Annotated in this window: 33 protein-coding genes and 1 pseudogene; 5 read left to right on the forward strand and 29 right to left on the reverse strand. The window is 65.9% G+C overall.

Annotated elements, in window-relative coordinates; all coding sequences use genetic code 11:
* The first annotated feature begins 66 nt into the window (after positions 1-66).
* On the forward strand, positions 67-390 hold the full coding sequence (locus BV95_RS23440; RefSeq protein ID WP_234703099.1) for an SOS response-associated peptidase family protein: 324 nt from the start codon (positions 67-69) through the stop codon (positions 388-390).
* Positions 391-433: 43 nt separating this feature from the next.
* On the opposite strand, the gene BV95_RS05015 is transcribed toward BV95_RS23440, so the two are convergent.
* From BV95_RS05015 to BV95_RS05045, 7 genes are all read right to left on the reverse strand, one after another.
* Entirely contained in the window at positions 434-772 is a 339-nt protein-coding gene (locus tag BV95_RS05015; RefSeq protein WP_037448155.1) for a hypothetical protein, read from the reverse strand.
* 113 nt (positions 773-885) lie between these two features.
* Positions 886-1,068 carry a DUF5818 domain-containing protein gene (locus BV95_RS05020; protein WP_156028571.1) on the reverse strand — a complete coding sequence of 61 codons (183 nt, stop codon included), beginning with the start codon at positions 1,066-1,068 and terminating at the stop codon, positions 886-888.
* 70 nt (positions 1,069-1,138) lie between these two features.
* Positions 1,139-1,891, reverse strand: coding sequence for a hypothetical protein (locus BV95_RS05025; protein WP_051749622.1), 753 nt, complete (start codon positions 1,889-1,891; stop codon positions 1,139-1,141).
* A gap of 60 nt (positions 1,892-1,951) precedes the next feature.
* On the reverse strand, positions 1,952-2,155 hold the full coding sequence (locus tag BV95_RS05030; protein ID WP_037448161.1) for a hypothetical protein: 204 nt from the start codon (positions 2,153-2,155) through the stop codon (positions 1,952-1,954).
* Positions 2,156-2,198: 43 nt separating this feature from the next.
* Positions 2,199-5,249, reverse strand: coding sequence for a MobF family relaxase (gene mobF / locus BV95_RS05035; protein WP_037448164.1), 3,051 nt, complete (start codon positions 5,247-5,249; stop codon positions 2,199-2,201).
* A 3-nt stretch (positions 5,250-5,252) separates the two neighbouring features.
* Positions 5,253-7,556: a type IV secretion system DNA-binding domain-containing protein gene (locus tag BV95_RS05040; RefSeq protein ID WP_037448167.1), complete on the reverse strand. Its 2,304-nt coding sequence runs from the start codon at positions 7,554-7,556 to the stop codon at positions 5,253-5,255.
* The gene (locus tag BV95_RS05045; protein ID WP_010339736.1) at positions 7,546-7,836 is read right to left on the reverse strand and encodes a hypothetical protein; all 291 of its coding nucleotides are present in this window, start codon (positions 7,834-7,836) and stop codon (positions 7,546-7,548) included. The genes BV95_RS05040 and BV95_RS05045 overlap by 11 nt, the downstream gene beginning before the upstream one ends.
* Before the next feature lie 626 nt (positions 7,837-8,462).
* Here BV95_RS05045 and BV95_RS05050 point away from each other — a divergent pair.
* The gene (locus BV95_RS05050; RefSeq protein ID WP_037448170.1) at positions 8,463-8,681 is read left to right on the forward strand and encodes a hypothetical protein; all 219 of its coding nucleotides are present in this window, start codon (positions 8,463-8,465) and stop codon (positions 8,679-8,681) included.
* A 121-nt stretch (positions 8,682-8,802) separates the two neighbouring features.
* On the opposite strand, the gene BV95_RS05055 is transcribed toward BV95_RS05050, so the two are convergent.
* Both BV95_RS05055 and BV95_RS05060 read right to left on the reverse strand, forming a co-directional pair.
* Positions 8,803-9,027, reverse strand: coding sequence for a hypothetical protein (locus BV95_RS05055; RefSeq protein WP_037448174.1), 225 nt, complete (start codon positions 9,025-9,027; stop codon positions 8,803-8,805).
* A gap of 333 nt (positions 9,028-9,360) precedes the next feature.
* Complete coding sequence (locus BV95_RS05060; RefSeq protein ID WP_037448177.1) at positions 9,361-9,606, reverse strand: hypothetical protein; 246 nt, start codon at positions 9,604-9,606, stop codon at positions 9,361-9,363.
* A gap of 421 nt (positions 9,607-10,027) precedes the next feature.
* Between BV95_RS05060 and BV95_RS24245 the strand changes: the two genes are divergently transcribed.
* A complete protein-coding gene (locus BV95_RS24245) occupies positions 10,028-10,198 on the forward strand; it encodes a hypothetical protein (RefSeq protein WP_164521873.1) in 171 nt (56 codons plus the stop codon).
* Between the two features lie 65 nt (positions 10,199-10,263).
* On the opposite strand, the gene BV95_RS05065 is transcribed toward BV95_RS24245, so the two are convergent.
* Positions 10,264-10,842, reverse strand: a complete 579-nt coding sequence (locus BV95_RS05065) for a hypothetical protein (RefSeq protein ID WP_037448180.1) — start codon at positions 10,840-10,842, stop codon at positions 10,264-10,266.
* Between the two features lie 189 nt (positions 10,843-11,031).
* On the reverse strand, positions 11,032-12,009 hold the full coding sequence (locus BV95_RS05070; protein WP_037448183.1) for a DUF2493 domain-containing protein: 978 nt from the start codon (positions 12,007-12,009) through the stop codon (positions 11,032-11,034).
* Positions 12,010-12,488: 479 nt separating this feature from the next.
* Here BV95_RS05070 and BV95_RS05075 point away from each other — a divergent pair, with 479 nt between their 5' ends.
* Positions 12,489-13,136: an AbiU2 domain-containing protein gene (locus BV95_RS05075; RefSeq protein ID WP_234703100.1), complete on the forward strand. Its 648-nt coding sequence runs from the start codon at positions 12,489-12,491 to the stop codon at positions 13,134-13,136.
* Between the two features lie 87 nt (positions 13,137-13,223).
* Entirely contained in the window at positions 13,224-13,427 is a 204-nt protein-coding gene (locus BV95_RS05080; protein WP_233447709.1) for a hypothetical protein, read from the forward strand.
* A gap of 44 nt (positions 13,428-13,471) precedes the next feature.
* Here BV95_RS05080 and BV95_RS05085 read toward each other — a convergent pair whose 3' ends face one another.
* The 18 genes and pseudogenes from BV95_RS05085 to BV95_RS05170 form a co-directional block, all read right to left on the reverse strand.
* Positions 13,472-13,792: a single-stranded DNA-binding protein gene (locus tag BV95_RS05085; RefSeq protein ID WP_037448186.1), complete on the reverse strand. Its 321-nt coding sequence runs from the start codon at positions 13,790-13,792 to the stop codon at positions 13,472-13,474.
* A 320-nt stretch (positions 13,793-14,112) separates the two neighbouring features.
* The gene (locus BV95_RS05090) at positions 14,113-14,550 is read right to left on the reverse strand and encodes a hypothetical protein (RefSeq protein ID WP_037448189.1); all 438 of its coding nucleotides are present in this window, start codon (positions 14,548-14,550) and stop codon (positions 14,113-14,115) included.
* A gap of 3 nt (positions 14,551-14,553) precedes the next feature.
* Positions 14,554-14,814, reverse strand: coding sequence for a type II toxin-antitoxin system Phd/YefM family antitoxin (locus tag BV95_RS05095; RefSeq protein WP_037448192.1), 261 nt, complete (start codon positions 14,812-14,814; stop codon positions 14,554-14,556).
* A 59-nt stretch (positions 14,815-14,873) separates the two neighbouring features.
* Positions 14,874-15,377 carry an N-acetyltransferase gene (locus BV95_RS05100; protein WP_037448195.1) on the reverse strand — a complete coding sequence of 168 codons (504 nt, stop codon included), beginning with the start codon at positions 15,375-15,377 and terminating at the stop codon, positions 14,874-14,876.
* A 157-nt stretch (positions 15,378-15,534) separates the two neighbouring features.
* A complete protein-coding gene (locus BV95_RS05105; RefSeq protein ID WP_037448199.1) occupies positions 15,535-16,053 on the reverse strand; it encodes a DUF736 domain-containing protein in 519 nt (172 codons plus the stop codon).
* A 162-nt stretch (positions 16,054-16,215) separates the two neighbouring features.
* Positions 16,216-16,533: a DUF7673 family protein gene (locus BV95_RS05110; RefSeq protein ID WP_037448201.1), complete on the reverse strand. Its 318-nt coding sequence runs from the start codon at positions 16,531-16,533 to the stop codon at positions 16,216-16,218.
* 65 nt (positions 16,534-16,598) lie between these two features.
* A complete protein-coding gene (locus tag BV95_RS05115; RefSeq protein ID WP_037448204.1) occupies positions 16,599-17,297 on the reverse strand; it encodes a hypothetical protein in 699 nt (232 codons plus the stop codon).
* Complete coding sequence (locus BV95_RS05120) at positions 17,287-17,775, reverse strand: hypothetical protein (protein ID WP_037448206.1); 489 nt, start codon at positions 17,773-17,775, stop codon at positions 17,287-17,289. Before BV95_RS05120 ends, BV95_RS05115 begins: the two co-directional genes overlap by 11 nt.
* 115 nt (positions 17,776-17,890) lie before the next feature.
* Positions 17,891-18,085, reverse strand: a complete 195-nt coding sequence (locus BV95_RS05125; protein ID WP_037448208.1) for a hypothetical protein — start codon at positions 18,083-18,085, stop codon at positions 17,891-17,893.
* A 39-nt stretch (positions 18,086-18,124) separates the two neighbouring features.
* Complete coding sequence (locus BV95_RS05130) at positions 18,125-18,475, reverse strand: DUF3768 domain-containing protein (protein WP_037448212.1); 351 nt, start codon at positions 18,473-18,475, stop codon at positions 18,125-18,127.
* A complete protein-coding gene (locus tag BV95_RS05135; RefSeq protein WP_037448215.1) occupies positions 18,472-19,437 on the reverse strand; it encodes a hypothetical protein in 966 nt (321 codons plus the stop codon). Before BV95_RS05135 ends, BV95_RS05130 begins: the two co-directional genes overlap by 4 nt.
* A 61-nt stretch (positions 19,438-19,498) precedes the next feature.
* Complete coding sequence (locus tag BV95_RS05140) at positions 19,499-19,879, reverse strand: hypothetical protein (RefSeq protein WP_037448218.1); 381 nt, start codon at positions 19,877-19,879, stop codon at positions 19,499-19,501.
* Entirely contained in the window at positions 19,872-20,696 is an 825-nt protein-coding gene (locus BV95_RS05145; RefSeq protein WP_037448220.1) for a Mom family adenine methylcarbamoylation protein, read from the reverse strand. The genes BV95_RS05140 and BV95_RS05145 overlap by 8 nt, the downstream gene beginning before the upstream one ends.
* An 18-nt stretch (positions 20,697-20,714) precedes the next feature.
* Complete coding sequence (locus BV95_RS05150) at positions 20,715-21,038, reverse strand: hypothetical protein (RefSeq protein ID WP_037448223.1); 324 nt, start codon at positions 21,036-21,038, stop codon at positions 20,715-20,717.
* Positions 21,035-22,186 (reverse strand): phosphoadenosine phosphosulfate reductase domain-containing protein, encoded by a 1,152-nt coding sequence (locus BV95_RS05155; protein ID WP_079247000.1) that lies wholly within the window; start codon positions 22,184-22,186, stop codon positions 21,035-21,037. The genes BV95_RS05150 and BV95_RS05155 overlap by 4 nt, the downstream gene beginning before the upstream one ends.
* A 38-nt stretch (positions 22,187-22,224) precedes the next feature.
* Positions 22,225-22,869 (reverse strand): hypothetical protein, encoded by a 645-nt coding sequence (locus tag BV95_RS05160; RefSeq protein ID WP_037448226.1) that lies wholly within the window; start codon positions 22,867-22,869, stop codon positions 22,225-22,227.
* An 84-nt stretch (positions 22,870-22,953) separates the two neighbouring features.
* The gene (locus BV95_RS05165; RefSeq protein ID WP_037448228.1) at positions 22,954-23,712 is read right to left on the reverse strand and encodes a PRTRC system ThiF family protein; all 759 of its coding nucleotides are present in this window, start codon (positions 23,710-23,712) and stop codon (positions 22,954-22,956) included.
* A pseudogene (locus BV95_RS05170) lies at positions 23,702-24,235 on the reverse strand (PRTRC system protein A); the annotation flags it as partial. The gene BV95_RS05165 and the pseudogene BV95_RS05170, both read right to left, overlap by 11 nt.
* Positions 24,236-24,498: the final 263 nt, after the last annotated feature.

A 24,498-nucleotide genomic window follows, 5' to 3' on the forward strand; every position in this document is an offset into this window, starting at 1 on the left:
CAGGCACGCTTCGCCGTTTGGGTTTGCTACACGCGCCTGGGGGCGGCTGCCCCTCAGGCGCGTAGCGTGGACCGCAGCTTGAATGTCCACATAACCGAGTTTACGACGCCCGAGGACCCCAAGAAGAAGCGCAAGGACAAGTGGCTGTTCACGATGAAGGGGCAGCGCTGGTTCTGCATTGCCGGCATCTGGCGCAACAGTCCAGCAGTTGGCGAAGCCTTCACGATGCTGACGATGAAGCCCGGTCCCGATATTGCCCCTTTTCACGATCGCCAAATCGCGATCCTGGATCGCGCGGATTGGACCGACTGGCTCGATCCGGCCGTCTCCGCCAAATTGATCCTCAAGCCGCTGCCCGCAGGCAGCCTGCACGTCGAACAGGTCGGCTAGCCGCGGCGCCGAATTCCTCGCCGTCGCTGCGCGTCCTCGAGACCTACAGCGTCAGGCCGACGCAGAGGAGCAGGATCGCCGCAATACCGGCGAGCAGTTTGGCGACGGCGAGGCCCAGAGCACTGGTTCCAACACGTAGCCGTCCATAGGTCCTGTCCAATCGGGTACGCAGGCCCAGAACGCCATCGGTAGCGAGAGCGCTCCCGACGATGAAAAGCAGGACAGAAAATCCTTTCACGAACCCATGGGGCGTGAGCCCTGTGATAACGAACGCCGCCACCAGAGAAACCGTCAAAAGCCCGTAAAGCGCGATGCCGAGATCGAGCAGACAGCACAGCCGTCTAGGCCCGTTCCAGTCGGTCAGCGCGCGCTGCAAGATCATCGGCCGCAAGCATCGAGGGCAACTCTGCAGCGCCGTCCTTGGAGGCCAGTAGGCGACCGGATGCCCACAATACGGACATTCCGGCTGGCTATATGGGACGGGGCTCGCCGGGCTCAGCACGTCGACGGCCCCGTCCTGGGTGCGAGATAATAGACGTCGATCACCGCGCCGGTAACACTGCCCTCAATCGTCACCGCCTTCCCGACGACATCGTCGGCCTTCACCTCTCCTGCCAGGCGCCACCGCGTCCCATCAGGCTCGATGAGCACCGGCCCGCGCCCCGCGAGCTCAATCACGCCGGCCAGCCGAGTTGTACGCACCAGAGTCATTTCGCTGCCTCCGCAAGACTGTCGAGCACGGCCCGCCTCATCGCAGCGGGGGTGGGTCGCCGATCTTGATCCGCGTCTGCAATTCGCCGTCGACGCGCCGATGCAGGTCAATTCCGCTGTAGTGAGTGGGCGTGAACGTCATAAGCCGGACGACGCTTTCATAGGTGGTCGAGGACCCGAAGAACTTGACCGGTCCATGCCACTTGTCGCCCTCGATCACGCGCATGCGATAGGTGCCAGGCGGGACAGGGATCGACACGTCAGCCTCCTTGCGCACGTAGACCGAGATGACGTGCTGGTCGGTCCCCGGGTCGAAAAGCTGAACGACGGCATTTGCAGGCCCAGCTGTGACCCGCATCTTTGAGGTAGCGCTGCGGGGCTCGACCTCCTTGTTCACGGAGACGCTGCCCGAACGCGGGAACGGAACTGTGTCCATCATGTCGGGAAACCAGCCGCCTCGCTTCATCTCCCGATACATGGGGAAGAGGATCGAGATAGCGGAAAGCAGAAGCACCCATTTTTGCAGCATGTGGCGCTTGAGCCCTACGGCGCGGCTACGTTGATAGTCGAAACCGTGGTTCTTCGTCTCGAACCAGGGACGCGTAAACTCCGCTCGCGACTTCGCATCGACCCATGACGCACTCCCGAGCGGGACCGCCTTTGCTTGCCGCGCTTTTTCGGCTCGCGCCTGCCGCGCTGCTTTACCAAAGCCCCAAAAGCCTCTTCCAGGTTCCAAGCCTTGGCGCTGCCGATAGCGTTCCTTCATGTAATCGCGATCATCGATACCCATGATTCGGTCCCCCAATTCCCGACGCGGTCGCGTAGTGGCCGGCCGCGCCAGGTCCCTCCCTCAGCTCCAGCCGTCGCGTCGCCCCTCGCCGCTGTCCTTTAGTCCGCGGCCGTCCAGGCTCGATCGGCGGATTTCCAGCTCCACGCCGTCGCCCTTGTCGCGGGTACGGATGTCCCGCGGGTCCACGTTGTTGCGTTTTGCGAAGTCCTCGGCCGCCTTGGCGCTTCCGAACTTCCCGACATCGTCGAAATCCCATCCACTCATCGTCGTTTCCCTCATCAATTCCGGCGGGCCGGCCGGTCGGTCTTCACAGGTCGAGCCCCAGGCTGCGTTCCGGCAGCGGCGGCAGCACGTCGTCGCGGTCGGGCTTGAGGTCGGGCGGTGATTTGAGATCGTCAGCCTTGGCCGGCGTCGGCCTGCCGCTGGCTGCAGCCGGGGACGGAGGCTCGCCCGGCAATGGCGGCAAGTCCGACAAGTCGATCGGACCTGGGTCGAACTTCTCGCGCGGGCCGGCGCTCGAGCCGCGGTCGCGGTCGATATCGAGCCGGCCCACCGTTTCGAGGGCAGAGGTCTTGTTTCCGGGATTGTTGTCGAGCTGACGCTCGAGCTTCTGCTTGTCGTCGACCACCATCGTCATTGCGTCGCGGACGCGGGTGACGCCGACATTGAACAGGCGCTGGTTGGAGAGATTGCGCTCCTGGCTCGACATGACGGTGATCGCCTTGTCGGTGGTGATGCCCTGCGCCATGTGCATGTTGAGCGAGTAAGCGAGGTCCAGCCGCGAGAGCATCGGATCGCCCAGGTCAAGCGTCAGCCGGTCCTTACCCGCGGTCTCGACCGTGACCCCGCTCGCATCGGTGGTGAGGATCCGCGCGAGAGCGGCGTTGTGCAGCCCCCGCTCCTTGTCGTTGGCCGTCCAGCGGACCCGATCCCCTTCGCGCAGATGAAGATCTTTCTTCTCGCTGAGCTGCAGACGATCGCGCTTTTCCGTTGGGGACAGGCTCTGCGGGTCGAACCGGATGCGCCGGCGACCGTCGAGAAGGTCGACCTTGCCGTTGGGGTGGACTTTCTCGACATCGTAGCGGCCGGCTGCCAGGCCGACGTCCCGGCCGCCTCCCCTGCCCACCTCGAGGGTCTGCCCCGGCCGGTAGGTCGAAGCGTAGCGAAGCTCCTCGCGCGTGGTGTTGACGCGCTCATAAACGGTGAGGTGGATCCCCCCTCCCCGCACGCTGCCCTCGGCCGCGAGCCCGTCCTGGATGCGCTGATTGATGATCGCGCGCGAAGCGCGGCCGGACGCGAACACCGCCGTGGCGTCCCGATCAGCGGCCGAGAGGCCGAGCCACATTTCGGCGGCGTGAAGGGCCGGATTCTTGTGTTCGATGACGCTGTCGCCAAGCACCTTCATCGCCTGGCCCGCCTCGCCGACATTGGCGAGCGCGGCGACGGTGCGCAGCTGATCCGTGCGCTGGCGGATATTCTCGTCCATGCGCGCCATGGTGCCGCCGCCCGCCTGGATGAGCGCGAACGACTTGCCGGCATCGATCGAGGCAAGCTGTTGGCGGTCGCCGACGAGAACGAGCTTGTCGACACCGAGCGCGGCCGAGATCTGGTGCAGCTTCAGCATGTCGTCGCTCGACACCATGGACGTCTCGTCGACCACGAGCATCTGGCCGGCGAAGGCGGCGCGAGCCTGGTTGTAGGCGTCCCCTTGCCGGTTTTCGATGTGCCGTTCGTTGGCGAGAATGAAGGACGCGATCGTCTGCGACTGGATTCCAGCGCCTTCTGCGAGGTCGGCCACCATCTTGTTCTGGAAGGCGAGGCCGGTGACGGTGCGCCCTTCCGCTTCCGCGACACGGGCGACCGACTGCAGCATGGTCGACTTGCCGGCACCGGCGATACCCTGCACCACCACCGTCCGGTCTTCGGAGGAGACGATCAGCGTCGCGGCGGCAAGCTGGCCGGCATTGAGCTCGCGTGTCGCGAGCGCCTGGAGGCGCTCGGGGGCCTCGCTGGCGGCGACCATCGGGGTGGACTGGCCCTTCCCGTCATCGACCGCTTTGAGGATGCGCTCCTCGGTCCTGAGCGCCTCCTGCGTCGTCACCATTCGCGGCCGCGTATCACCCACGCGCGCCTCGCCCGCGATCAGCTGTCCGCGCGCCACAAGCTGGGCGATCCGGAGTTCGACATGGTCGACCGTGACGCCCTTCAAACCGAGGTCGAGGGCGGTCTTGCCGAGCTGGTTGACGTTGAAGGCAGCCTCGCGCTCGGAGAGGATGCGCACCGCGGACGCCACCGCGAGTTGCGCACGCGCCTCGGCCGGTGACTGCGTCACCCGGGCGAGCGAACGTTCGACGAGCGGATCGTGGGGCTTGAGGATGCCGCCAAGCTTGTCCCAGGCGCTTGTCAGCGCCTCCGAGACGGCGCGATAGCCGCGCTCGAGAGCGCTGCCCGCCCCGCGCTGTTCCGATCGTGCGAGTGCCGCCTCCAGGAGCGCCTTTCCGTCGAAGCCGAGAGCTGCCGCCTTCTCGATCCAGTCGCGCTGAAGGCCTTCGCGATCCTCGACGTTCAGCTTGGGATTGCGCGTGTTGGTGGTGACGCTATCGCGCCCCTTGGGTGAGGTGATGCCGAGTTCGGCCGCCTTCTCCAGGATCGCTTCCCGCCGCTGGCTGAAGGCGTCGAGCACGGCCTTCGGGACGCCGGCGATCTCGAACGTACCGTGCTTGCCCTTGAGCTCTAGCTTGTAGCCGAGCTTCTCCATCTCCTCGCGTAGGAAGGCGTGGTAGATCGAGCCGATCACCGTGTTGTTGCTCCAGATCTTGTCCGCATGAAGCGCCTGCCATCTGCCGTCGGGCATCTTGGTCAGGTTGGCGATCACCGCGTGGACGTGCGCCTGCGGGTCCAGCGCCCGGCTGGTGTCGTGGTGGAACAGAGCATAGACGAGGTTGCCGGTGTGCACCGGAACCTTGCGGCCCTCCACATCCTTGCGGCCTTCGGCGAGGTTCTTCTCGACCCATGCCATGGCCCGGGCCACCGCCTTCATGTTGGCGCCGTTCTCGCCGAGGATGCGCTTGTCGCCGGTGATGTAGGCGAGCAGCGAAACCGACTTCGGAGCCGAGAATGTGAGATCAACGCCCGATCGCCGGTTCTCGACCTGCGCGACCCCTTCGCCGCCCGGCAGGATACCATTCAGAATGCCCTCGAAGGCATCCTTCGCCACCTCGCCGGACAGTCCCAGGTCGGAGGCACCCTCGCCGCCCCAGGCGCTGACCTCGGAACTGTCGTCGACAGTGTAATAGTCGTCCTTCGCGAAATAGCCGGCGGCGCCGGAGGCGGATCGGACGGAGGCGACGGAGAGCACCGGCTAGATCCCCATGTCCATGCCATCATGGTCGCGGCCGGCAGAGAAATCCTGGCGCAACTCGACGATCGTCTGGTCCTCGACCCGGGATGCGTTGTGGTGGCTGCGACCGTCCTTCCGATCGTCGCGGTCGCGCGCCTGAACGGTCTCCTGCTCGGCGGCCGCCCGAGCGGCCTGTGCCGTGTCGGCGGCATGCTCGCGGGGGGACTGGCCGTCACGATCGGCATTGTTCTCGCGGACCGCCGTGCTGTTCGGATCCTTCTCCTCCTCGACCTCGGCCGAGAGAATCCGCGCGGCCATTTCCTTCGCCACGTTGACCGGTTCCACCGCCTCTTCGATCACCTGCCCGGCGCCGTCCCGCCCGCCAGCTTCACCACCCCCCTCGCCATCGAACACCTCATCTCCGCGCTTTGACCGCACAGGCTTCATGTCGGGGCGCGGCAGGAAGCCGCCGGCGACCTGGGGATAGTCTTTCCATTCGAGCTTGATGCGGGCGGCAGGGAAGCCGTCGGGGAACTTCACGAAACCGTGCATGGAGGGCAGATTCGTGATGTCATCGGCGATGACGAGAGGCTCGACCTGCTTGCGCGGGGTCAGCGTCGAAGCGTCACGCGTATTGTTGTAGCCGTAGCTGTAGGCCTCATCCATCTGGCGGACTTCGCGATTGCCGATGTAGCGCGCGCACTGCTCGGCGGTGTCGAGATCGGCAGTCGCAAGGATAAGCTTGGACCGGGCAAGCGAGGCAAGATTGCGGGCGCCTTGTTCGCCGTAAACCTCCACCAGCTTCTCGAAGCTGTGGATGCCGAGGATCATCGCGCCGCCGAAGGCGCGGGCCGTCTGGAGACCGTTCTCGATCGCCGGCAGCCGGTGGAGCGCGCCGAGCTCGTCGAACATGAACCAGGTCCGCAGACTGCGGGTGCGCGGCATGGTCATCAGCCGGTTGATCGCGAGATCCATCCAGAGCGTCAGGAGCGCCCGGTTCATCGGCAGGTCGACGTAACTGGAGGTGATGAAGAGGATCGAGCCCGGCTTTTTCTCGCCGGTGATCCACTCGCGGATCGAGAAGCGCGGACCCTCATCGGGCAGGAAGCGGAGAACCTGCGCGTTGGTGTTGAAGACGGCGCGGATCGACTCCGCCATGCGGGCGGCTTCGGGTGCGGTCAGCGGGTCGGCGATGGTGTTTTGAAGATAGCGATGGACCCGCTTGAGATCGGCGGTCATCAGATGTTCGGAGAGCGCCAGATTGGTGGTCTCACCACGCTCCTGCAGGCGGACGCACATCTCGATGAAGAGCGTGCGTGCGGCGAGCGCCCAGAACGGCTCGGACGAGCCGCCGTCGGACGGGATCAGCGCCGCGGCGGCGGCCGTGAATTCGCTGTGGGTGCAGCAGTCGGCGAAGATGGACCAGGCCGGGCAGCGACGATCCATCGGATTGAGGATCGTGTCCCGGTCGGGATCGTAGAACGCCTCGACATAAGCCCCGGTGAGATCGAAGATGACCGCGCTGTCGTGGCGCTCGCGCATCTGCTTCACGAGGCTGCGCAGCTCGGTGGTTTTGCCCGAGCCGGTGGTGCCGATCAGCATCGTGTGCGACTGCTCCATCCTGTGCGGAAACGGGATGCCGGCGAGCGTGTAGGGATGGTGGATTCCAGCCGCCTTCCGCGCCGCGAACGATAGTTGCAGCACCTGCCTCGGTGAGAGGTTCGGCAGGCATTCACGCGCTTCCTTTTCGAAGGCGGCGAAGTTGTGCTGAGAGACTTCGGCGAGGAGCAGATCGCGATCGACCAGCATGGCGCCTCGCTCGTGCCGTTCCTGCAGGATCGACCGGCCACGGCGCCGCGAAATGTCGACGAACCAGATGGTCAGCGGGATGGTGAGAAAGATGGAGACGAGGATGGCGCCGAGCAGGCCGCGCACCGCCACGCTCCACGCCTTCTGGACCTCGGGCATATACTGCACGACGGCCATGATCGTGCGGTGGATTTCGCCGTTCGGAAGGGTCACGTTGACGCGCTTGGCCGGGTCGAGGCCAACCCAGCCCCAGAGCATGGCGTAGAGCTTCATGCAGACGAGCTGGAAGCCGTGCTCGTCGAGCTTCAGCGACATGATGGTGAACCAGGCCGCGAGGAAGGCAAAGAACCACAGGATGAAGGGAAGTCTCGCGCCCGAGAACCACATCAGCATTTCGTGCGTGAGAAGCTGACTTCCCCGCGTGAAATTGCCGGCGTTGCGGTGGACCTTGCCGCGTGCCGAGTGGTGGGTCAGCGGTATGGCGCGGCCATCGCTGCGGATGTCCTTACGCGCCATGGTACTGCTCCAGGCGCTTGTCCGCATTGGCGATGATACGCTCGCGGAATTCGGGATATTGCTCGCTGATGATGACGTCGAGCGCGAGCTGCATGAACTCGCTGATCCGCGCCAATCGGCGGTGGCTGGACGTGATGACGCTCGCCGTGCCGAGATAGGCATCGACTGCCGCCCGGATGATCTCGGAGGGCTTGCATTCCTGGTCCGTCGCGAGGGCCAGAATGCGATCATACTGCTGGCGGTCGAGCCGGACCGTGCAGTGCCGTGTCGTCGAGGACAAACCAGCCTCCTAGCAGAGAGGCTGGTGGGGACCTGAGAAAGCGTGTGGAGATATAACCGATCGCGCGGTGGGCGGCAAAGAGAAATGGGGAACACAGAGCGCGTGGCACCACGTGGCACGGCTAAGTCACTGAAAGCTTGGGATAAACAGACTCCCTCGCGAACGTCCCACGCCGTGGCACGCTCTCCGGTCGCCCTAAGCTATTGAGGGAACACGGGAATCCTGCACCTTCAGGTGCGTAGGGTGTGCGCATATCCCAAGAGACCGCTATATGGTCCCGGACCTGTCCGGAGGTCGTTGGAAATGGCCCGTAGCCGGGTCCGGTTGGGCAGAGGTCCGCCGGCAGGCGGAACGGCGAGAATCGACCCGCGCGAAGTCAGGGGCCACCAGCGGGCGCCTTGGTCAGGCGAGGATCGTCACCCGAATGGGCGGAGACAAGGCGCTTGCCTTGGCTCCGTGAGGTTGGGTTGCCGGGCCCCAACGGGGTGCGGCAGCCCTAGCGAATAGAGCCGTCATCGGGCGTGAAGCCCGATGCGCCCCCGCACCATTCTTCTCCTTCCGGGGCGGAGGCTCTCCCGCTATGGTCGGACTGTTCATAGCCCGATCAGCCTTGAACAGAGGCACCTATGGCAAAGACACTGGAACAGGAGCGCGCAGCGTTCGAAGCGGATGCACAGCGATTGGAGGAACGGCGCCGAAAGCTCGAAGAGCGAGAGCGCGAGCAGGCCATAACGGCGGTGGAAAAAGCGGGCCTGCTGAAGCTTGAAATCAGGCGGCTGACCGCGATCGTCGAGCGGGTAAAATCGCTCGGAATCGACGAGGTTGAAAAGCGGCTGAGGGCCTGAACCCAGCCTGCCGCGGCAGCGCCGCGGCACGGGCATAGGGGGTTCGATGCCCCCTATGCCCGTATTCCTTCCAGCAAAAAAAGGGGAGAGGCGACGCGCGCGCCTCCCCTTTTTGTCGGTCTCAGAATTCGTCGAGGACCCCGCCCGGCGCGGTGTAGACGATCCGGTCGATCATCGCCGGCGTCAGGTTCCCGTAATCGCCCTCGTCGATGGCGAGATACCCCTGCTCTTCGTCCTCGATGACATGTTGATCGAAGAAGCTGTGAAGCGCCCGGCGTTCCGCGTTGGCGACCGCTGCGAAGTAGGCGTTGTTGTGGGCGGCGGCGGTGTTGGTGATCGTCTGCATGGCTATGCTCCTGTCTGTCTTGAATGACAGGGGAAGGCGCGTCGGGCGGGTGAGGTCGGGTCAAGGATCGCCGGCTTGCCGGCGACCGCGCAGCGGCGGTGGGGGTCACGATTTTCTTCGGCGGCCACCGGTGTCGAGGGGGGAGCGCTGCGCTCGATCCGCCGGAGAAAATGGTGGGGCCCCGCCGTCCTTGAGGCGGCCTCGCCCGGCCGACAGAATGGGAAGACTGTGAGAGATGTTTCCTCTCGGTCGGAGGACCAGGCCGAGGCGTAGCGGCGTGCGGACCGGCGGGTCCGCGCGTCACGCGAGCGAGCCTGCGTCTGGCAGCCTTCGCTATTCCATGCCGTCATGGAACAGCCTCCAGAGGAGCGCGTCCCCTTCAATCTCGCGGAGCCGAAGCTCCAGCGACAGGGCCGCTTCCCGCTCCGCGATCCGGGCGTTTTCGGCGGTCGTGAGGGCGGCGCGATCGATTCCGGAGAGAAAGGTTTCTCGGTGGTTGAGGAGGCGCCGCAGCCGTGCCGTTTCGCGGTCGATCGATGCGATGGCGGCGACGGCAGCGTGGGTTGCGGATACGGTCATGGTTGCGCTCCAGGTGCGAGGGGATTGAGCGCTCGAGCGCCCTTTCGTTCGAGACGCCGCCGTTTTGGCGGAGGGAGAGAAGAGGAGCCGGGCGCGCGACCCCGCCCAAGGGCTGATCAGGGGTGCCCGTCGCAGTGGCAGTAGGGCATGGCCGCTGTGCCTTGGTGTCGCGGATGGTCTGTGTTAGTTCCCGCGCTGCGCTGCGAAGGCCGTGGCGCCGGGACTGGTAATCCCGTCGAGAAAGGCAACTCGGTGTGGTTTCACGCCGGGGTGCCTGCGCATATGTCCAGGTGCCTCGGCACTAAAAGCGTAGGCGCATGTCTCGACGTGTTACCAGCCCCGGCTCCCGCGCCCCAGCGCGGGAGTTGCTTGGCGAGAGCGCCCAAGTTGCTCCGATGATGGTCGCGCTCCGGAATGCGATATGGACCTCAACGAGAAGGATCCGGGCGTGACACGGGCGCTCGCCTTGGCGCTGATGCGTCAGGCGCGCGAGTATCTCGGCGCGATCGGCGAGGACGAGGCGTCGCTTCATCTGCAACGCGCGATCGATGCCCTCCTGAAGCCCGCGCCCGGCAATTCGGCGCAAGCCTGAGCGGCAAAAAAGGGCGCGCCATGCGAGGTGACGCGCCCTCCTTCGGCGGCGGGAACGGGCGGAGGCTATGCCCATTCCAGCCGCGAAGTGTCGTCGGCGTCGGCCAGGCCGATGAGCTGGTCGAGCCGATCAAGATACGGGGTGATCCCCTCCTCCTCCGCACGGCGCCGGACGGCCGGGTTGGCAAGCCGCACGCGGACGGCATCTATGGGTATTTCGCCGATGCTGTCCGGCGCCAGTCCGAGGCTCTCAAGCAGGACAGCGGCGTTGCCCGAGGCGAGATCGAGTTCGAGGCCCCGATCGGAGGTGAGAGCGACCCGCATGGCGATCGTTGCTGCCCCCTCGTCCCGCCATACGCTGACCCGGCGGCATCGGAACTGGGCCTCTTCGACGACGCTGATGACGTTCGCGTCGAAGTCGAAAATCCTCGCGATCGCGGCCAGCGCGAGTGGGCAGACGCGTGCTTCGAAGTGATAGGAAAGATACTCGTCCTCGGGCGCGTCGGGGTCGAGCAGAACGGCTCTGCAGCGGGCGCTTTCCTCGCGAAGGAAAGTCCGGAAGGCGGCGAGTTGCCGGGCGTTGATGGTGGCTCGCGGACCCGGCTGGTCATCGGCCGCCGTCGCGATACGGAACGTGATGGACATCTCGTCCTCCCTTGTTGAACCGCAGCCGATCCTCCCCCTCTCCTTTTCCGCCAGCGGCGGGATGCCGGAGCGAGCGCGCAGGCGCTCAGTCTCGCGGCGCGAAGGGGCTCGATGCCCCTGAGCGCCGCTTGTCGACGCAAGAAAGGAAGAGAGGCCCCGGCTTACGCCGGAGCCTCTCGGACAAGCGCCTCAGGCGGCGCGTTGGCCCCGCTGCTGGGTGAGGCGGACGATGTGCAGCGGAACACCCGCCTGCCGCAGCTTCTGGGCGAGATTCTGCTGGATGCCCGAGCCTTCGCAGATGACCGCTTCGACCGGCTTGAGGTTGAGGATGCGGTCGTTGCGGACGAAGGCGGCGCGGTTGCCCTGGCTGCGATCGAGGCGGAACTGGATTACCTTTACGCCGCGCGAGGCGGCCCATGCGTGCGCCACGGCATCGCACCCCTTGGCCTGCGCGGTCGTCGCGAGGATCATCTCCGGGATGCGCGCCTTGATGCTGTCGAGACCCTTCCAGAGCAGGTCGCCGTCTTCCCAGACCTGACCGCCCGAGAAGGCCACCACAGGTCCTTCGGGCGCGAACTGTTCGCGGCGCTCGCGGGCGCGTGAGGCGAGATAGTCGCGGGCGTCGATCATCGATGCGTTGAGCGCGCTCGACACCCTGCTTCCCCGGACCGGCGAGAAGGGCTTGCCGGTTTCGACGCGATATACTTCGGCGGCGTGGTCGCGCATGCATTCCATCGCTTCCCGGCAACCTTGCAGCGTCTGACACAGGAGCTGCGTGTCCTCCAGTTCGGTCGCGTAGATCTCGGAGGGGTCGTAGGCGCGGGCGAGGTCGCCGAGCTTCTTGGCCGCGTCGTCCTCCCGGCCCTCGATCCGCTTCGCCACGACGTGGAAGCTGTTCGCGAAACCCCAGGCGAGATCGGTCGCGAAGGCCTCCATGCGCGTGTCGCGCAGCACATCGAACATCGTCTGCATCATCATCTCGACGGCGGCCCGGACTTGCTCGGGGTCGGGCATGTCCAGCGCTTCCGGCGCCTCGACGATGCTGAGCTTGGCCATCTCGCTATGCTCGATGAAAGCGCCTTCGTAGGTCTGGGTCAGGTCCTCGTTTTCGCGCGCGGCGGCAATGTGGCTGGCGAGGTCGGCGAAGTTGGTGAAACTGGTCTGCATGATAGCCTCCTTGGAATCTCATCCATTCGATGAGGCTTCTCATTCGACGTGCGGCGGTCGTGCCGGTCAGGGACGTTAACCGGGAAGCCGGCGCCAGTCGGATCCCGGTTAACGCCGCGAAGCGGGGAGCGGGGGAGCCGATTTTCTCGGGCCCGGAGCGCAGCGCAGGGTGCGTGAAAATTGGGGGAACCGCTCATCCTTGACGGGCTCGGATCCCCGCACGTCACAACTAGGAATTCAGAGAGAGAGATTTTTTGGTCACCACCTCTCCTCACGCTCCCCGCAGGGTGATCGTCACCCGTAAGGGCGGAGACCCGGCGGAGACGGGGCTCCGGGAGCGACAGCGAGTAGAGCGCCGGTCCCGCCCGCAGGGTGGGATGCGTCGAACCATTGGCGGTTGATGACAGCGCGACGACGGCAGGTCGCAGGCGGCGGGCAAATCTGGCAAGCAGCGTCTTTGACGAACCTGCGGAGTGCGCGTGAAGGCCCTGATCCAGGCGAACTATGAGGAGCGATTGTCGCGCTATGCGACGCTGCTGCACGGGACCGAGCCACCCGGCCTGGCCGCCAAGCTCGGCGTCTATGCGCAGCTGCTCCGGCAGCATGAAATCCATGGCGATCGCCTCTGGACGATCGAGCCGATCCTCTATCCATTGATGCTGTCGGCCGAGACCGACCTCCACCTGGCCGTCGCGCGGCTGCTCGAGGATCCCCGCCGGGCGGAGGGCAGCGTGTTTGCGTTTCTGGAGTTCTGTCGGAAGAACCGGGAAAACATCGCCTGGAAGGCGGGCACACCACCCGCCGATGTGCTCGACGCGCAGGTCGCGGCGCTCGAGAGTCATCGGCCGACGATCGCGGCGATCATGGGCCGCCGGGACCGGTTCTTCGCGCACCTGGACAAGAAGTATTTCCTCGATCCGGGGCGAATCTACGAGGATTATCCGCTTGAAGGGTCTGCGGTTATCGCGCTCGCCAATGCTGTGATCGCCGTGATCTCGGAGCACCAGTGGAAGCTCAGGGAGCACGCCAATTTCCATTTCGCCGAGTTCTTCGAGATCGGTGTCGACAACATGGTGCGCAATCTCGAGGCGGGCCGCCGCCAGAACTACCCGGGCCAGCTCGACTGACATCGATCGATCGATTGTCGGTCCGCCGGCGGCACGAAAAATGCTATACGGAGTCGGGGCGCAGGATCACGATGCATGGAGAGCGTCATGAGATTGGCGATGGACGAGGCCATGATCCGGGACGCCGCGGAGGCACTCGCCGCGCGGTTCAAGGATCTGCTGGTCGACGGCTTGGCGCGCAGCTTCACCCTGTCGCGCGACGAGGTGGTGCTGGCGCTGGGTTTCACGCAGAGCGTGGCCGACCTGCTGACGCCGACGATCCCGGCGCCGGCGATGCGGCTTCCGGCCTGAACACAGGCGGACAGAGCGGCGCGTGAGCGCCGCTCCGTTGCGCTTCAGAAGAAGTCGATCTTGTCGGCGATGATCTCGCAGCCGTAGCGCGTCACGCCGTCGCGGTCCTCCCAGCTCGAATAATGCAGGCGGCCGGTGATCGCGACCACGTTGCCCTTCTCCCGGATCGCGGCGGCACGGCCGAGACCGTTGAAGCAGGTGATCTTGTGAAACTCGGTTTCCTTGGCGGTGTAGCCGGTGGCCTCGTCGACATAGGTCTTGCCGTCCCTGAGCTTCACGCGATCGGTCGCGACGATGAGGGTGGTGACGGTGCCGCGCGTCTCGGGGTCCTTGGCGACCCGGCCGGTGATGTTGACGTTGTTCATGGGACTGCTCCTTCCGATGCTGCGGCGGCCTTTCCGCCGGTGACACCGAAGAGCGGCGTGCGGGCGCGGCCGACACCGGAGCGCGAAGCGCGGAGGGAAACCCCGGGAGCGAGCTGGCGCGGGCAGCCGCGTAGCGGCAACACGGGCGAGCGGATGGGGTTGTGGGACGCGGCCGTCTCGCCGCAGGTGTCAGGAACCGGCGACGGAAAGGCGCTGGCACCAAAGGATGACGGGGACCCACCACGTCGATGCGGGGCCGATCGGCGATTGACCGGCAAATGCAGCGTCATCTCATTGGACGCGTCTGGCGGCGCAATGGGTCAGGAGGTCCGCTTAACCTGGGCGATCTTGCCAGCGTCGTAGGCGGCAAGCCAACGCGTGCGAATGGTCTCGTAGAGGCTGGCCGGGAGCACGCCGTATGCGACGTCGCCGGCCGGATCGCCGGGCGCTGGACGCAGGTCGGGGCCGGGCCATTGGAAGTGGTTGAGTTCGGTGAGGATCACCCATGATCGCTCGTCGTCGAGGCCAAGGCGCGCCTTCGTGGCCGCCGGGATCTCCACCGCGAGTTTAGGGTCAGCCGGGGGCGTGTGCGTCACCGGAAGGACGGTGACCATTCTTGCGCCGGCCTTGGTGGTTGCGGTCAGGAGGATGGCGCAGGGGCGGTCCTTGCTGCCCTCTTCGTGGCCGGCCTTGGCTTCGTGGCTCCAGAGATAGGCGTAGCGGATGACGAGGCCTGGAACCGGTTCAGGTATTTTCACGCGTCAGGACTCGACCTCGTTATCGAACGCGGCTGCCTCGGCAGGCGCTCGCGCGGCGCGCACGCCCTCGGCAATCTCGTCCGGGATGTTGTCGAGCGTGTAGACCTGACGATCACGGCTCTTGAGCCGCTGATATTCGGCATGCGACAGAAGCACGAGGCTTTCATGCCCATGATGGGTGATGGTCAGCGGGCTCTCGAGGGCCTGGCGGCTGAAGCGGCCGAAGGATTTCGAGACCTCGACGGAACTGGCGGTCTGGGGCATGGCGATTCTCCTGCCCGGAATATACGGAGTTTCCGGATAAATTCAAGGACGGCGGCTGACTATCGGGCAGGTCGCGTCCAGAGCGAGAGGTTCCCTCTGGCGCCTTGCCAGTCCTGGCCTTGGCGCGAGAAGCCCGCCCGGCTCAGCTTCCCGTGCATCCTGGGATTGTCGGTCGTGGCGAAGCAGGCTTTGGTGAGCGGATCGGCCACGGCGCGAACGAGGCGCTCCCCGAGGCCCTGCCCTTCCATGTCCTTTGCCACGACGATGTAGCCAAGTTCCGGGGCATCCTCATAGCCATCGATTGCCACGCCGGCCTCGGCGAACTTCTTGCAACGATAGTTTGTGGACGGGTCTTTGAGGACGCCGGCACCGACGATGCGATTGGTCCCGGGCTCGCGAAGCAGTTCCACGCGGTGGCTTCGGCCGAGCCGCGGCAGGATACGTTCGATCGTGTCGGGGATCGCCCCGCCGTCTTTCACAAGCGCTGCAAGCGCTCGTTGATCGTCCCGCCCGAGGTCGGTGAAGCGGCCGGTCCAGGAAACGGGTTGATCATCGGCCGCCATCGGCACTCCTTGCTGACCGCGTGTCCGCGGCTTCCCGGATTCTACCGAAGATCGGTGTCCGGCCTATAGCCGGAAACAGAAAAAAGGGCCCGCTTCGCCGGGGGGAGCGAAGCGAGCCCTGGTGATCCGTGCGCCCGATGAGGCGCACGGCGTGAGGTCAGTCGGCCATCTCGGGCTGGCGGCGGCGACGGCCGCCGGAAGCGGGCTCGCCACCGGAGGCGGGCTCTCCGCCGAACGCGCCATCGGCCGAGGATTCGCCGAGCCCGTCCGTGCCTGCCGGCGCCGCCGGCTCGCCCGCGCCCGGCAGCGGCGGCAGGCCGTCGTCGGCCGCGACCGTGTCGGTGGGCGCATCGCGGCGGCGCGTCGGACGCGACCAGACGATGTTGTAGGAGCCGTCCTCCTGGCGGAAGGCCGAGATGTAGAGCGGCTTGTCGAGGCTCGGATCCTCGATCTTGCCGTTGAGGAAGGTCTCGCCGGTCGAGTTGGACGAGAGTTCGAACAGCGCGCCGACCTGAACCCACTGGCGGGCAGCCGAGAGCGCGAGGATCTCGAACTTGGGCGCGCGGGGATTGGCGGAGTGGACGGTGCGCAGCGCGATCACGATCGCGACGGTCAGCGTCGAGATCTTGCCGGTGTAGGTGCCGCTGGCGTTCTGGGTGATGGTGCCGATGTTCATGGGTGGTCTCCTGAGAAAGTTCGCTCGAACCCCTTGTCCGAACACCTTCTCTGACCCCCTCCTCTCCTCGGCCGTTCGGCCGAGTAAGGCGCGTCAGCGCCGCTCCGACAAGCGCCACTTCGGCGCCGTCGGGATCGTGTCACTGACCGAGTGGAACGGGAGTCAGGACTTTCGCGCGAGCGAAGGACGCCAAAGGGCGATGATGTCCTGCATCTCCTCGGCAAAGCCCAAGCTATCGATGTAGACGGCGCCGCGGTCGTTCTGCCCGAGGAAGCCGATAACGCTGGTGATGTCGTTGGCGATGGCGATATCGAGGCCGAAGAGATCGGCAATCTCGAAATGGCCGAGATCGGGGCCATTCCACCAAGCCATCAGGAAGTTCGCGACGCGGCGCGCCTGGCCGGTGTCGCTCATCGCGATTGGGATCAGGCGCGTCAGCGCCGCGCGCGCGGAATCATAGTCGGTCTGGATCGAAGTCATCGGCGGGCTCCCGGATGACAAGCTATCGGGATGCGTGCGCTGCGCAAAGGACTTCCCGCTGCCCCTCAGAGACGCAGCGGCGCTGGCATCGCCAGCCATTCGGGCTGATCGTCCGCGATCGGAAGGTCGAACTTCGCGGCCTCGGTCTCGCTGAACACGGTCGCCCGCGCAAGGCTGCCGAAGCCGTCCTCATTGTTCCAGAAGCTGAGGCCGGGTTCGCCGTTGCGCGTGGCAAGGACAAAACCGTCCGCGCCTTCGTCGCTCGCCCGGGCGATGGCACGATCGAGCATCAGCGAGGTGTGGCCATATTCGATCGTGTCGGCGGTTATCGCGACATAGCCGCCGCCAAACTCGCCGGCGCGCAGTCTGTCGCAATCCGACGCCCACTCGAAACCGAACGGCAATGCCGACGGGGCGCAGCGCTGGATGAGCTTGGCCGCGGTCTCCACGCCGAACTGCTCGCCCGATAAGAAGACCACGACCACGCCGTCCGCATCGGGCCCGGCGAAGTCGATGTCGAAATCTAGGCTCGGATAATTTTCGTCCCGGAAGAGGTCGAGCAGCCCGTCGAACGGGCTCTCCGGCGTGCGCGGGAAGAGCGCGGCGAAGTCCGCGCCCAGGTCGCGATAGTGGGCCTCGAGCACGTCGAGGCCTATCTCGGCATCGTCGATCATCTCGATCGCGCCGACGACGCGGTGAAGAAGATCGGCCTCAGCGCTGGTGACCGCAATGCCGAACGCGGCCTTGGTATAGCTATTGGACATGACGGCCTCCGTGGCTGGCGGGGTTGTCGGCATCGACACCGCGGACGACGAGCGGCGGCACGGTGAATTCGGCAGTATCGAAATGCGCGAGGACGGCCTCGAACGAGCCGAGCATCTCGATCTTGCTTCGGCTGATGACGACCTCGTCATCCTCGGTGACCGCGTAGGACGTGATGCGCTCGTCGCCGGTCGAAACGACGCGTTCAGGTCCCCACTGGCCGGAATAGCCGCCGCACCATCGAACGAAGGGCAATCGATGGGAAAGGCACCAGCTTTCGAGATCGTCGAAGCTGCCGCCGGCCACCTCATGGGCGAAGAGGCTGCGCGGCTCACCCGCGACATGATGATGCGCTTCGAAAGGCTCGCCGTCCCATTCGATGGCGAGTCGCTCGCTTGCGATGATGTCGACCAGCTCGTCGAACTCGGCGGCGTTGAGCGTGCCTCCGACGATGATCGAGGCGGATACGCGATCGGCCATATGGACCTCCTTCGGTTGTGCGCGCCTCGGCGCGCATGAATTGACCGGCACGCGCTCGGCCGCCCCGCCCGGGACGGACGCATGCTGCCCGGCCTCGGTTGCGGAGCATTGCGGCTTATCCGCCGCTGCGCCGCATCCGGTGCTGGACGTGGCGGGCTGCGCCTTCGGCGCTGCTGATCGCCTTGCCGGCGGCCGACGCCGCCTGGCGGGCGCCAGCCTGGCGGAGAAGAGTCCGCGCTTCGCGCAGTCGTTCGACCGCGATGGCGATGGCCTGCCCGTGCTCGGGCGTGGCCGGGGTGATCCGGCGCATATCATTCCTCCGAAAGGGATGGAGCGGCGCGCGAGGCACCTAATCGTCTTCGGGCAGCATGATCGTCATGACCCGTGTCGTGACATCGGGGTCGCCCGGATCCTCGGAGCCCCATTCGAGCGAGCGATCATAATAGTCGATCGCAAAGCGGATCGCCCTGCCCCTGAACAGGACCTCGCCGCGGCGGCGTTCATCGCGCTCGTCGGCCGCGAAGGCGCACCGGTCGATCGCCATCAGCAATTCGCCATGGGCGCGCAGCGTCGCGTCGGGGTCTGAGCCTTCGGCGAGCGCCGCTGCGCAAGCGGCGGTGATGACGATCCGCGCCGCCGGATCGAGACCTTGCCGGACGCGATCGTTGAGCGTGGCGATGCGGGAGAGCTGGTCTGTCATTCTGCCTCCATCAGGCCGGCATTGAAGGTCGCGATCCAGGCTTCCATCGTCGGACGCTCTGAGACCGGCACGAGGCTGGCCGCGTCCTGGAAACGGATCAGGTTGGTCGGGGCGTCGCGGCGGATCGCCGCGATCTCGGCCTCGGGAAGGAGCCGCTCCGCCCGGATAAAGTCGGTAATCTTGCCCGGCTTGGTCTTGGTCGAGCGGCGCCACAGGCCTTCGACGGACCGGAGCCGGGGCTCGGCTCGGGCCTCGATCAGGACAATCAGGCGCAGGCACCAGGAGGGAAGCGCGCGAACCTCGTCAGGCCGGATCGCTCCGCAAAAGAAGCAGCTTGATTTGGGAGGCACCGGCAGGCCGGCCGAGACGATGCGCGCCACGCAGCGATCGCGGGTCCAGCCCCATTCGCGCAGCGGATAGCGGCACTCGAACAGGGGGTCGTCGATGGCGGAGGCGTGCGCGTAGCGACGACTGTCGGCGGGCGACGCATCGTAGCCGATCAGGCGAACGACCTTCTGACCGCGAGACCAGGCGGTCTGCGCCGGCGCCCAGTCGCGAAGGTAGGCATCCTGCGGCGCGACCTTCCATTTGAGCGAGCAGCTATGTCGGCCCAGGCTGATGCTGGGAAGCGTTGCGTTGGTGAGCACATTGGCCAGGATCGAGTAGTAAGGCGGCCAGTGTTTGAAGCGTCGGGGAACGTACCGGACAATCTCATAGGGGATGCCGCGCGCCGCCATCCACGCCGCCATCATCTCCTGATAGGCATAGGTCTCGGGCTTCTCGGCCCCGGGATCGGCGGACAGGACGAGATCAGGAGCCTCGCCGCGGGCCTCCAGCTCCACGAGCAGCGCGGTGGAATCGACGCCGATACCGTAGGCGAGGACGACCGGTGGCGGGGCGGAAACCAGGATGTAGTCGGGAGACCGGGCCATCCCGGCCTCGGCGTGAGGAAAAGCGGACATGAAGGATGGCCTCGGATCTTGAAGGCGGTCATCGCCTCCGATCCTCCAGACCCCCCTCCCCTCATTCCTGGCGGCTGGGCTCGCCCAGGAGGATGACGGCGATCGACGGCTTGTCATCGGCATCGAGCTTGCGGCTGTCGAACACCTGTCGGCCGCCGAGGCCGATCGTCAGCATCTCGAAGGTCGGCGAGATGCCGCCGTTGGCGTTCGCGATGTTCGTGCCGTGATCGTGATACTGGATGTCGACGAAGCTGGGCGGCGCGCCGCGCTTGTGCTCGCCGAAGAAGAACGTGACCCTTCGCCCGTCCGACGTCTTCGCCGTTATCGTGAAGTTGCCGTCGGGGATGTCGACCGGAAGCGTCGGCACGTCGTTGAACCGGGCAAAGCCGATGCTCTCGGCATCGGCCGCCGTCATGACGGGGAGGGTCGTGATGTCAGCCATGGTTGGTCTCCGCATCGACAGGAAAGAGCGGCAGCGTGGGGTGCCGGATCGGAAGAGCCTTGGGATAGGGCAACCGGGGGAGCGCGCGGCCTCGGCGGCGCGCCTCTCGGGTGAGCTCGAAGCAATAGGCATAGAGCCCGGCTTGCTGGTGGGCGAGGAGATGCCGCTCGCGTTGAAGCCGCCAGAGCCAGCGGCGCGGCTCCTCGCCTATCGACGGCCTCGGGACGCCGAGCGCGACCAGCTGGTCGATCGCACCAGCATGTCCTTGCTCGCCGAGACGAATTTTTGAGAGGGTCCGTCCCGAGATGGTGATGTCGCCGACGCGGAGCATGGTACGCGGCCTCGTGATCGCCCGGTGCGCGGCCGAGAGCGCGCAATAGACCCGGCCAATATGCCCGGCGCCGGGGTCGCTATACGAGACCACGGCCTCGATTCCCGGCCGTTCACGGCGGAGGTGCCGGAAGGCGCGCGCCACGAAGAAGCTCTCGCCGTTCTGCGGCACTGCGTCGGTCAGGATGAGACGGGCCAGGACGCAGCCGCGTGCGGGATCGTCGAAGCCGGTGTGGCGTGAGATCACGGCGCCGGTGGTCGGCACTGCGAAAACGGCGACGCCTTCGAGAGCACCACTGCGATCGAACAGGCCGACAGCGACTTGGGCCGCCGGATAGGTCGGGAGGTAGTGGTGCCGTGCGATGAACGCGCGCGCCACGGCATGGTCGATGACCTCGACCCGATAGGCGCTTGGATCGATGAGCTCGAGGTCGCGCGCCCATAGCGCGCGCCGCTCGCGCCATCGCTGGCTGCGGTCGGTTTGCATGAGGTGATGATCCGAAGGTCAGAGCAGACGAGGCTGACGGGCGTGATCGTCCAGCATTTGCCGTGCGAAGCGCTCGGCGCCCGCCTGGTCGGTTGATGGGAGCAGGTCGTGTGTGCAAAGCAGGCGAAAGCTATGATCGCGTTCCATCGCGCACAGCCATCGATCACGGCCCTCGACATCCACCATCGTGAGGGCGAGGCACCGCGACCCGGCATAAGGGTTGGTGTCGATCGGATCGCCGGCGAAGCCGGCCAGCGACCAGAAGCGCCAGCCGAGCGGCGGCTGATCCTCGATCTCGGCGGTGAGGCGACATTGGCCGATGGCGACATCGATCGCCGTCATCGCGCGGCCTTCCGTGGCGCGACCGCGAGAAGCTCGGCAAATCGCTCCATGATCGAAACCGCGGTGGGAAATCGGTCTGGCAGGGAATGGCGTGCCAGGATCGGGCGCCGGGCCGCGGCAATGTCCTCGGCCTCGGCCGGAGTGGGCAGCCGGGGCGGCCAACCTTTGACGTATCGCAGACCTGGCGGCATCGACGCTTCTAGACGGCGGCGCTCGAGCTGGTCGGCCTTGGCGCGCGCGACGTCCGACCTGAGCCCGGCGCTCAGCAGCCGGGGCGCGACGTCGGCGAGCCACCGCGTCGGCTGGAAGGGGAACGTCGAACGAGCCTCGATGCCGACCAGTTCACGATAAACCTCGGCATTCGACGGCGCCGCTGCCGACGCCTCGAGGTCCTGCAGCGAGGCGAAAATGCAATAGCGACAGGACAGCCGGCTCGAGCCCCACGTCGAATAAGCTTCATGCAGCAGGATCCCGAGCATGCGGTGGGCGTGAAACACGTCGCTGCTCGTCCAGTCGGCAATCGGATGCCACGTCATCATCGTCGTTCCGTGCCGGTTCCCGGCCTTGGCGTACCGCTCGTCGGCCTTGGCGATCGGGATCGAGGCCCGGTTGTGGCTTTCGTCGCGGCGCAGCCCGAGAACGGAGATGATTTGTTCGCCCTGGTGCATTCGGGCAACCGCCGGTCCGATCACCGCCGCCTTCATTTCGGATTGGCAGAAGCGAAGCGATGCCGACGACCACGGTCCGATCAGATTATAGGTCTCGAGCGCCGCGTATCGCCGCTTGCCGCTCTCGAAACGCTGGATCCAGCGATCGACCAGGTCGCCCGCCGCTCGCCGGACGACAGTGAGCGGCATGCCCGCCTCGGCGGCGATGCGCTGGACGGTCTCCGGGGTCGTGGCCCATTCGGCACGGCCGAGATCGGCATGGATCGCCATCCGCCGTTCGCGCGGATGACCGACGAGATCGAGGAATAGGTTGACCGCGGCCATCGCGGCGCTCGAATCCTTTCCGCCCGACAGGTTGAAGACGATCCAGGCGCCGGCCCGGATAGCGCCGATGATTTCGGGCGTGAGGGCAATGCCCGGAAGCTCCGGGCTGATCATGTGCGATGAAGCCGCCGAGGCGAGGCGAGCGTGGTGGATCATGGTCTGCTCCGGCGGCGAGAGGGCGAACGCGAGGCCGGTCAGGCGAACAGCCGATCCGCCTGGGTGACGGACGGCGAGAGCTGCAGGTCCCGCCGAAGCTGCTGCGCAAAGCGATCGGGGGCGAGCAGTGCAGTGACGGGCGCGAAGTGATTGCGCTGGCCGCAATAGTCGGTTCGGCCGCTGACGCGGCGGTAGAGAACCTCCCGATCCTGGCCCAGCCCGCCTAGCGAGAGCTGGACATAAACCTCGTCACCATGGAGCGTGATCTCGCCGGAGACCGCAGCACCGCCCTTGTTGGAGCGGACGGAGTAGCTCTCGGCCTCGAGGCCCAGGGCCTCGGCGAGCCGGCGCATCGCGGTCCGCCCTTCGGCATGGAAGGTGCGCTTCGCGGCCTCGTCATAGGCGACGCCGCGATAGGCGAGCGTGCGAAGCACAGGATGTCGGCGGATTTCGGCGATCTGGTCCATGCAGGTGCGGCGCAGGGCCATGCTGTCCGGGCGGCGCTCGGCTACCGACACGAGGTGCCTCACGAGCAGGATGACGGCTGCGTCGGTCTCAGCGTCCTTTCCGGCATTGCGACAGTCGGTGATCGCCGCGTGAATGGCGTGCAATCCTGCGCCGATGGTGGTCAGGGCGCTGGGGTCGAGCGCCTGCTGGTGGCGCATCGCGACATCGTAGGTCATGGACGGGGTACTCCGGTCTCAAGCGCAAATCCGCTCGACCAGCCCCTCCCCTCTCTTCTCCTTCACGCCGGCGGGCGTCGACGATCAAGCAGCCGCCGGCAGGGGTATCGGGGCGCAGCGTCCGCTGCCGAGATTGATGAAAGCTCCGGCGTGACCGATCGACCCGCGACCGAGCAGGTCGAACAGGAGTGAGAGCGCGTGGCTCGCGACGATGCGGTTCACGAAGAGGGATTGTCGCTCCAGGGCCTCGGCGACCGAGCAGGATGGCGCGTCGTCGTCCGGCACGCTCTCGTCAGCGAGTTCCGGAAAATATTCGAGGACGGTGGGCAGGCGACGCTCGTTCCGGCGATGGGCAGCGGCGGGGCAGCCGATGATGTATTGGCCATCGCCGGCGCGGTTGCCGAGGTCCAGCCAATAGGCGGGTGCCTTGGACCCTCCACCGAGCGCGGCGCCGAGGGCGCGGCGAGCTGAGGCGGTATCGACGCAGCTGATCAGAATGTCCGCCCCCGATACATCGATCGCCTCGGGCGCTCGGCCGTGAACGGCTCGCCAGGCGAGACCGTGCGCAAGGTTGATCCGCTCCGTCAGCGTATGGGCTTTGGAGTTGCCGAGATCGCAGCGGTAGAAGGGCTGCCGGCCGAGGTTCGCCTCGGTTACGACGTCATCGTCGACCACGATCACATGAAGGGATCGCGACGAAATTGCGCGCAACGCCGTATCGAGCGAGGCGAGGCCCATCAGAATCTGGGCGCCATTTCCCCCGCACCCGATCAGAACGACATTGATTACGCGGTGGTGGAGCCCTTCCGGCAGGAAGTGGCGATCACGTGTTTCAGGCGTCATGGCCGTATCCTTCGAAGGGGCTGCGCGGGAGCGGAAGAAACATCCCGCCGGCGCAAAGCCGAGAGGCAAACTCGGGACTGTCGGGACCGCCAAGGCGACCGATGACGAGCGCAATCTTGGTCGCGTGAGCGTCATCGGCATCGTCCGTGGCGCTGAAGAAGGCCCGGCCATGGCCGTGGCTGTGGATATCGCAGACGATGTGGCGGTTCCCGGGCAGGACAGGTGTCCGATAGACCAGGCGCGACGGCGTCGCCTGGTCGATCTGCGGGAAATCGAGAAGGAAGCGCCGATCGTCCTCGTCCCACACGATGAAGGCGGCCGCCTCATTGGGCAGCGCCGCGCCGAAATGATCGATGATCTGGGCCAAGAACGCCCGCGGTATCAGGCCGCACCGAAGGTTGGCGCGAGGCTCGCCCACGCTGCCATAGGGAAGGTAGGCGGCAATCGGCGGCGTGACAGGCACATCGAGCTCGAGCCACGGGCGCCTGACAATCAGGAAGACGCCGTCTCGGCCGATCGCGAGTGTTGATTGCCACTGAGAGTTGACCCGGGAAGGGCCGATATTTCCACTGAGAAGTGACCCATGTTGAACTCACCCCTGGCTTTGGCGAGCGAGGGGTCATGGAGTGTTGGACATGGCGTTATTGAGCGTAATCCGGCGCTGGCATTACCGCGATCATTTGCCGATCCGCGAGATTGTCCGGCGTACGGGACTGTCACGTAATACGATCCGTAAATATCTGCGATCGGGCACGGTCGAGCCGCGGTTCAAGGTGCCCGATCGGC

It is taken from the genome of Sphingobium chlorophenolicum (assembly GCF_000722875.1).
Taxonomy (GTDB): Bacteria; Pseudomonadota; Alphaproteobacteria; order Sphingomonadales; family Sphingomonadaceae; genus Sphingobium; species Sphingobium chlorophenolicum.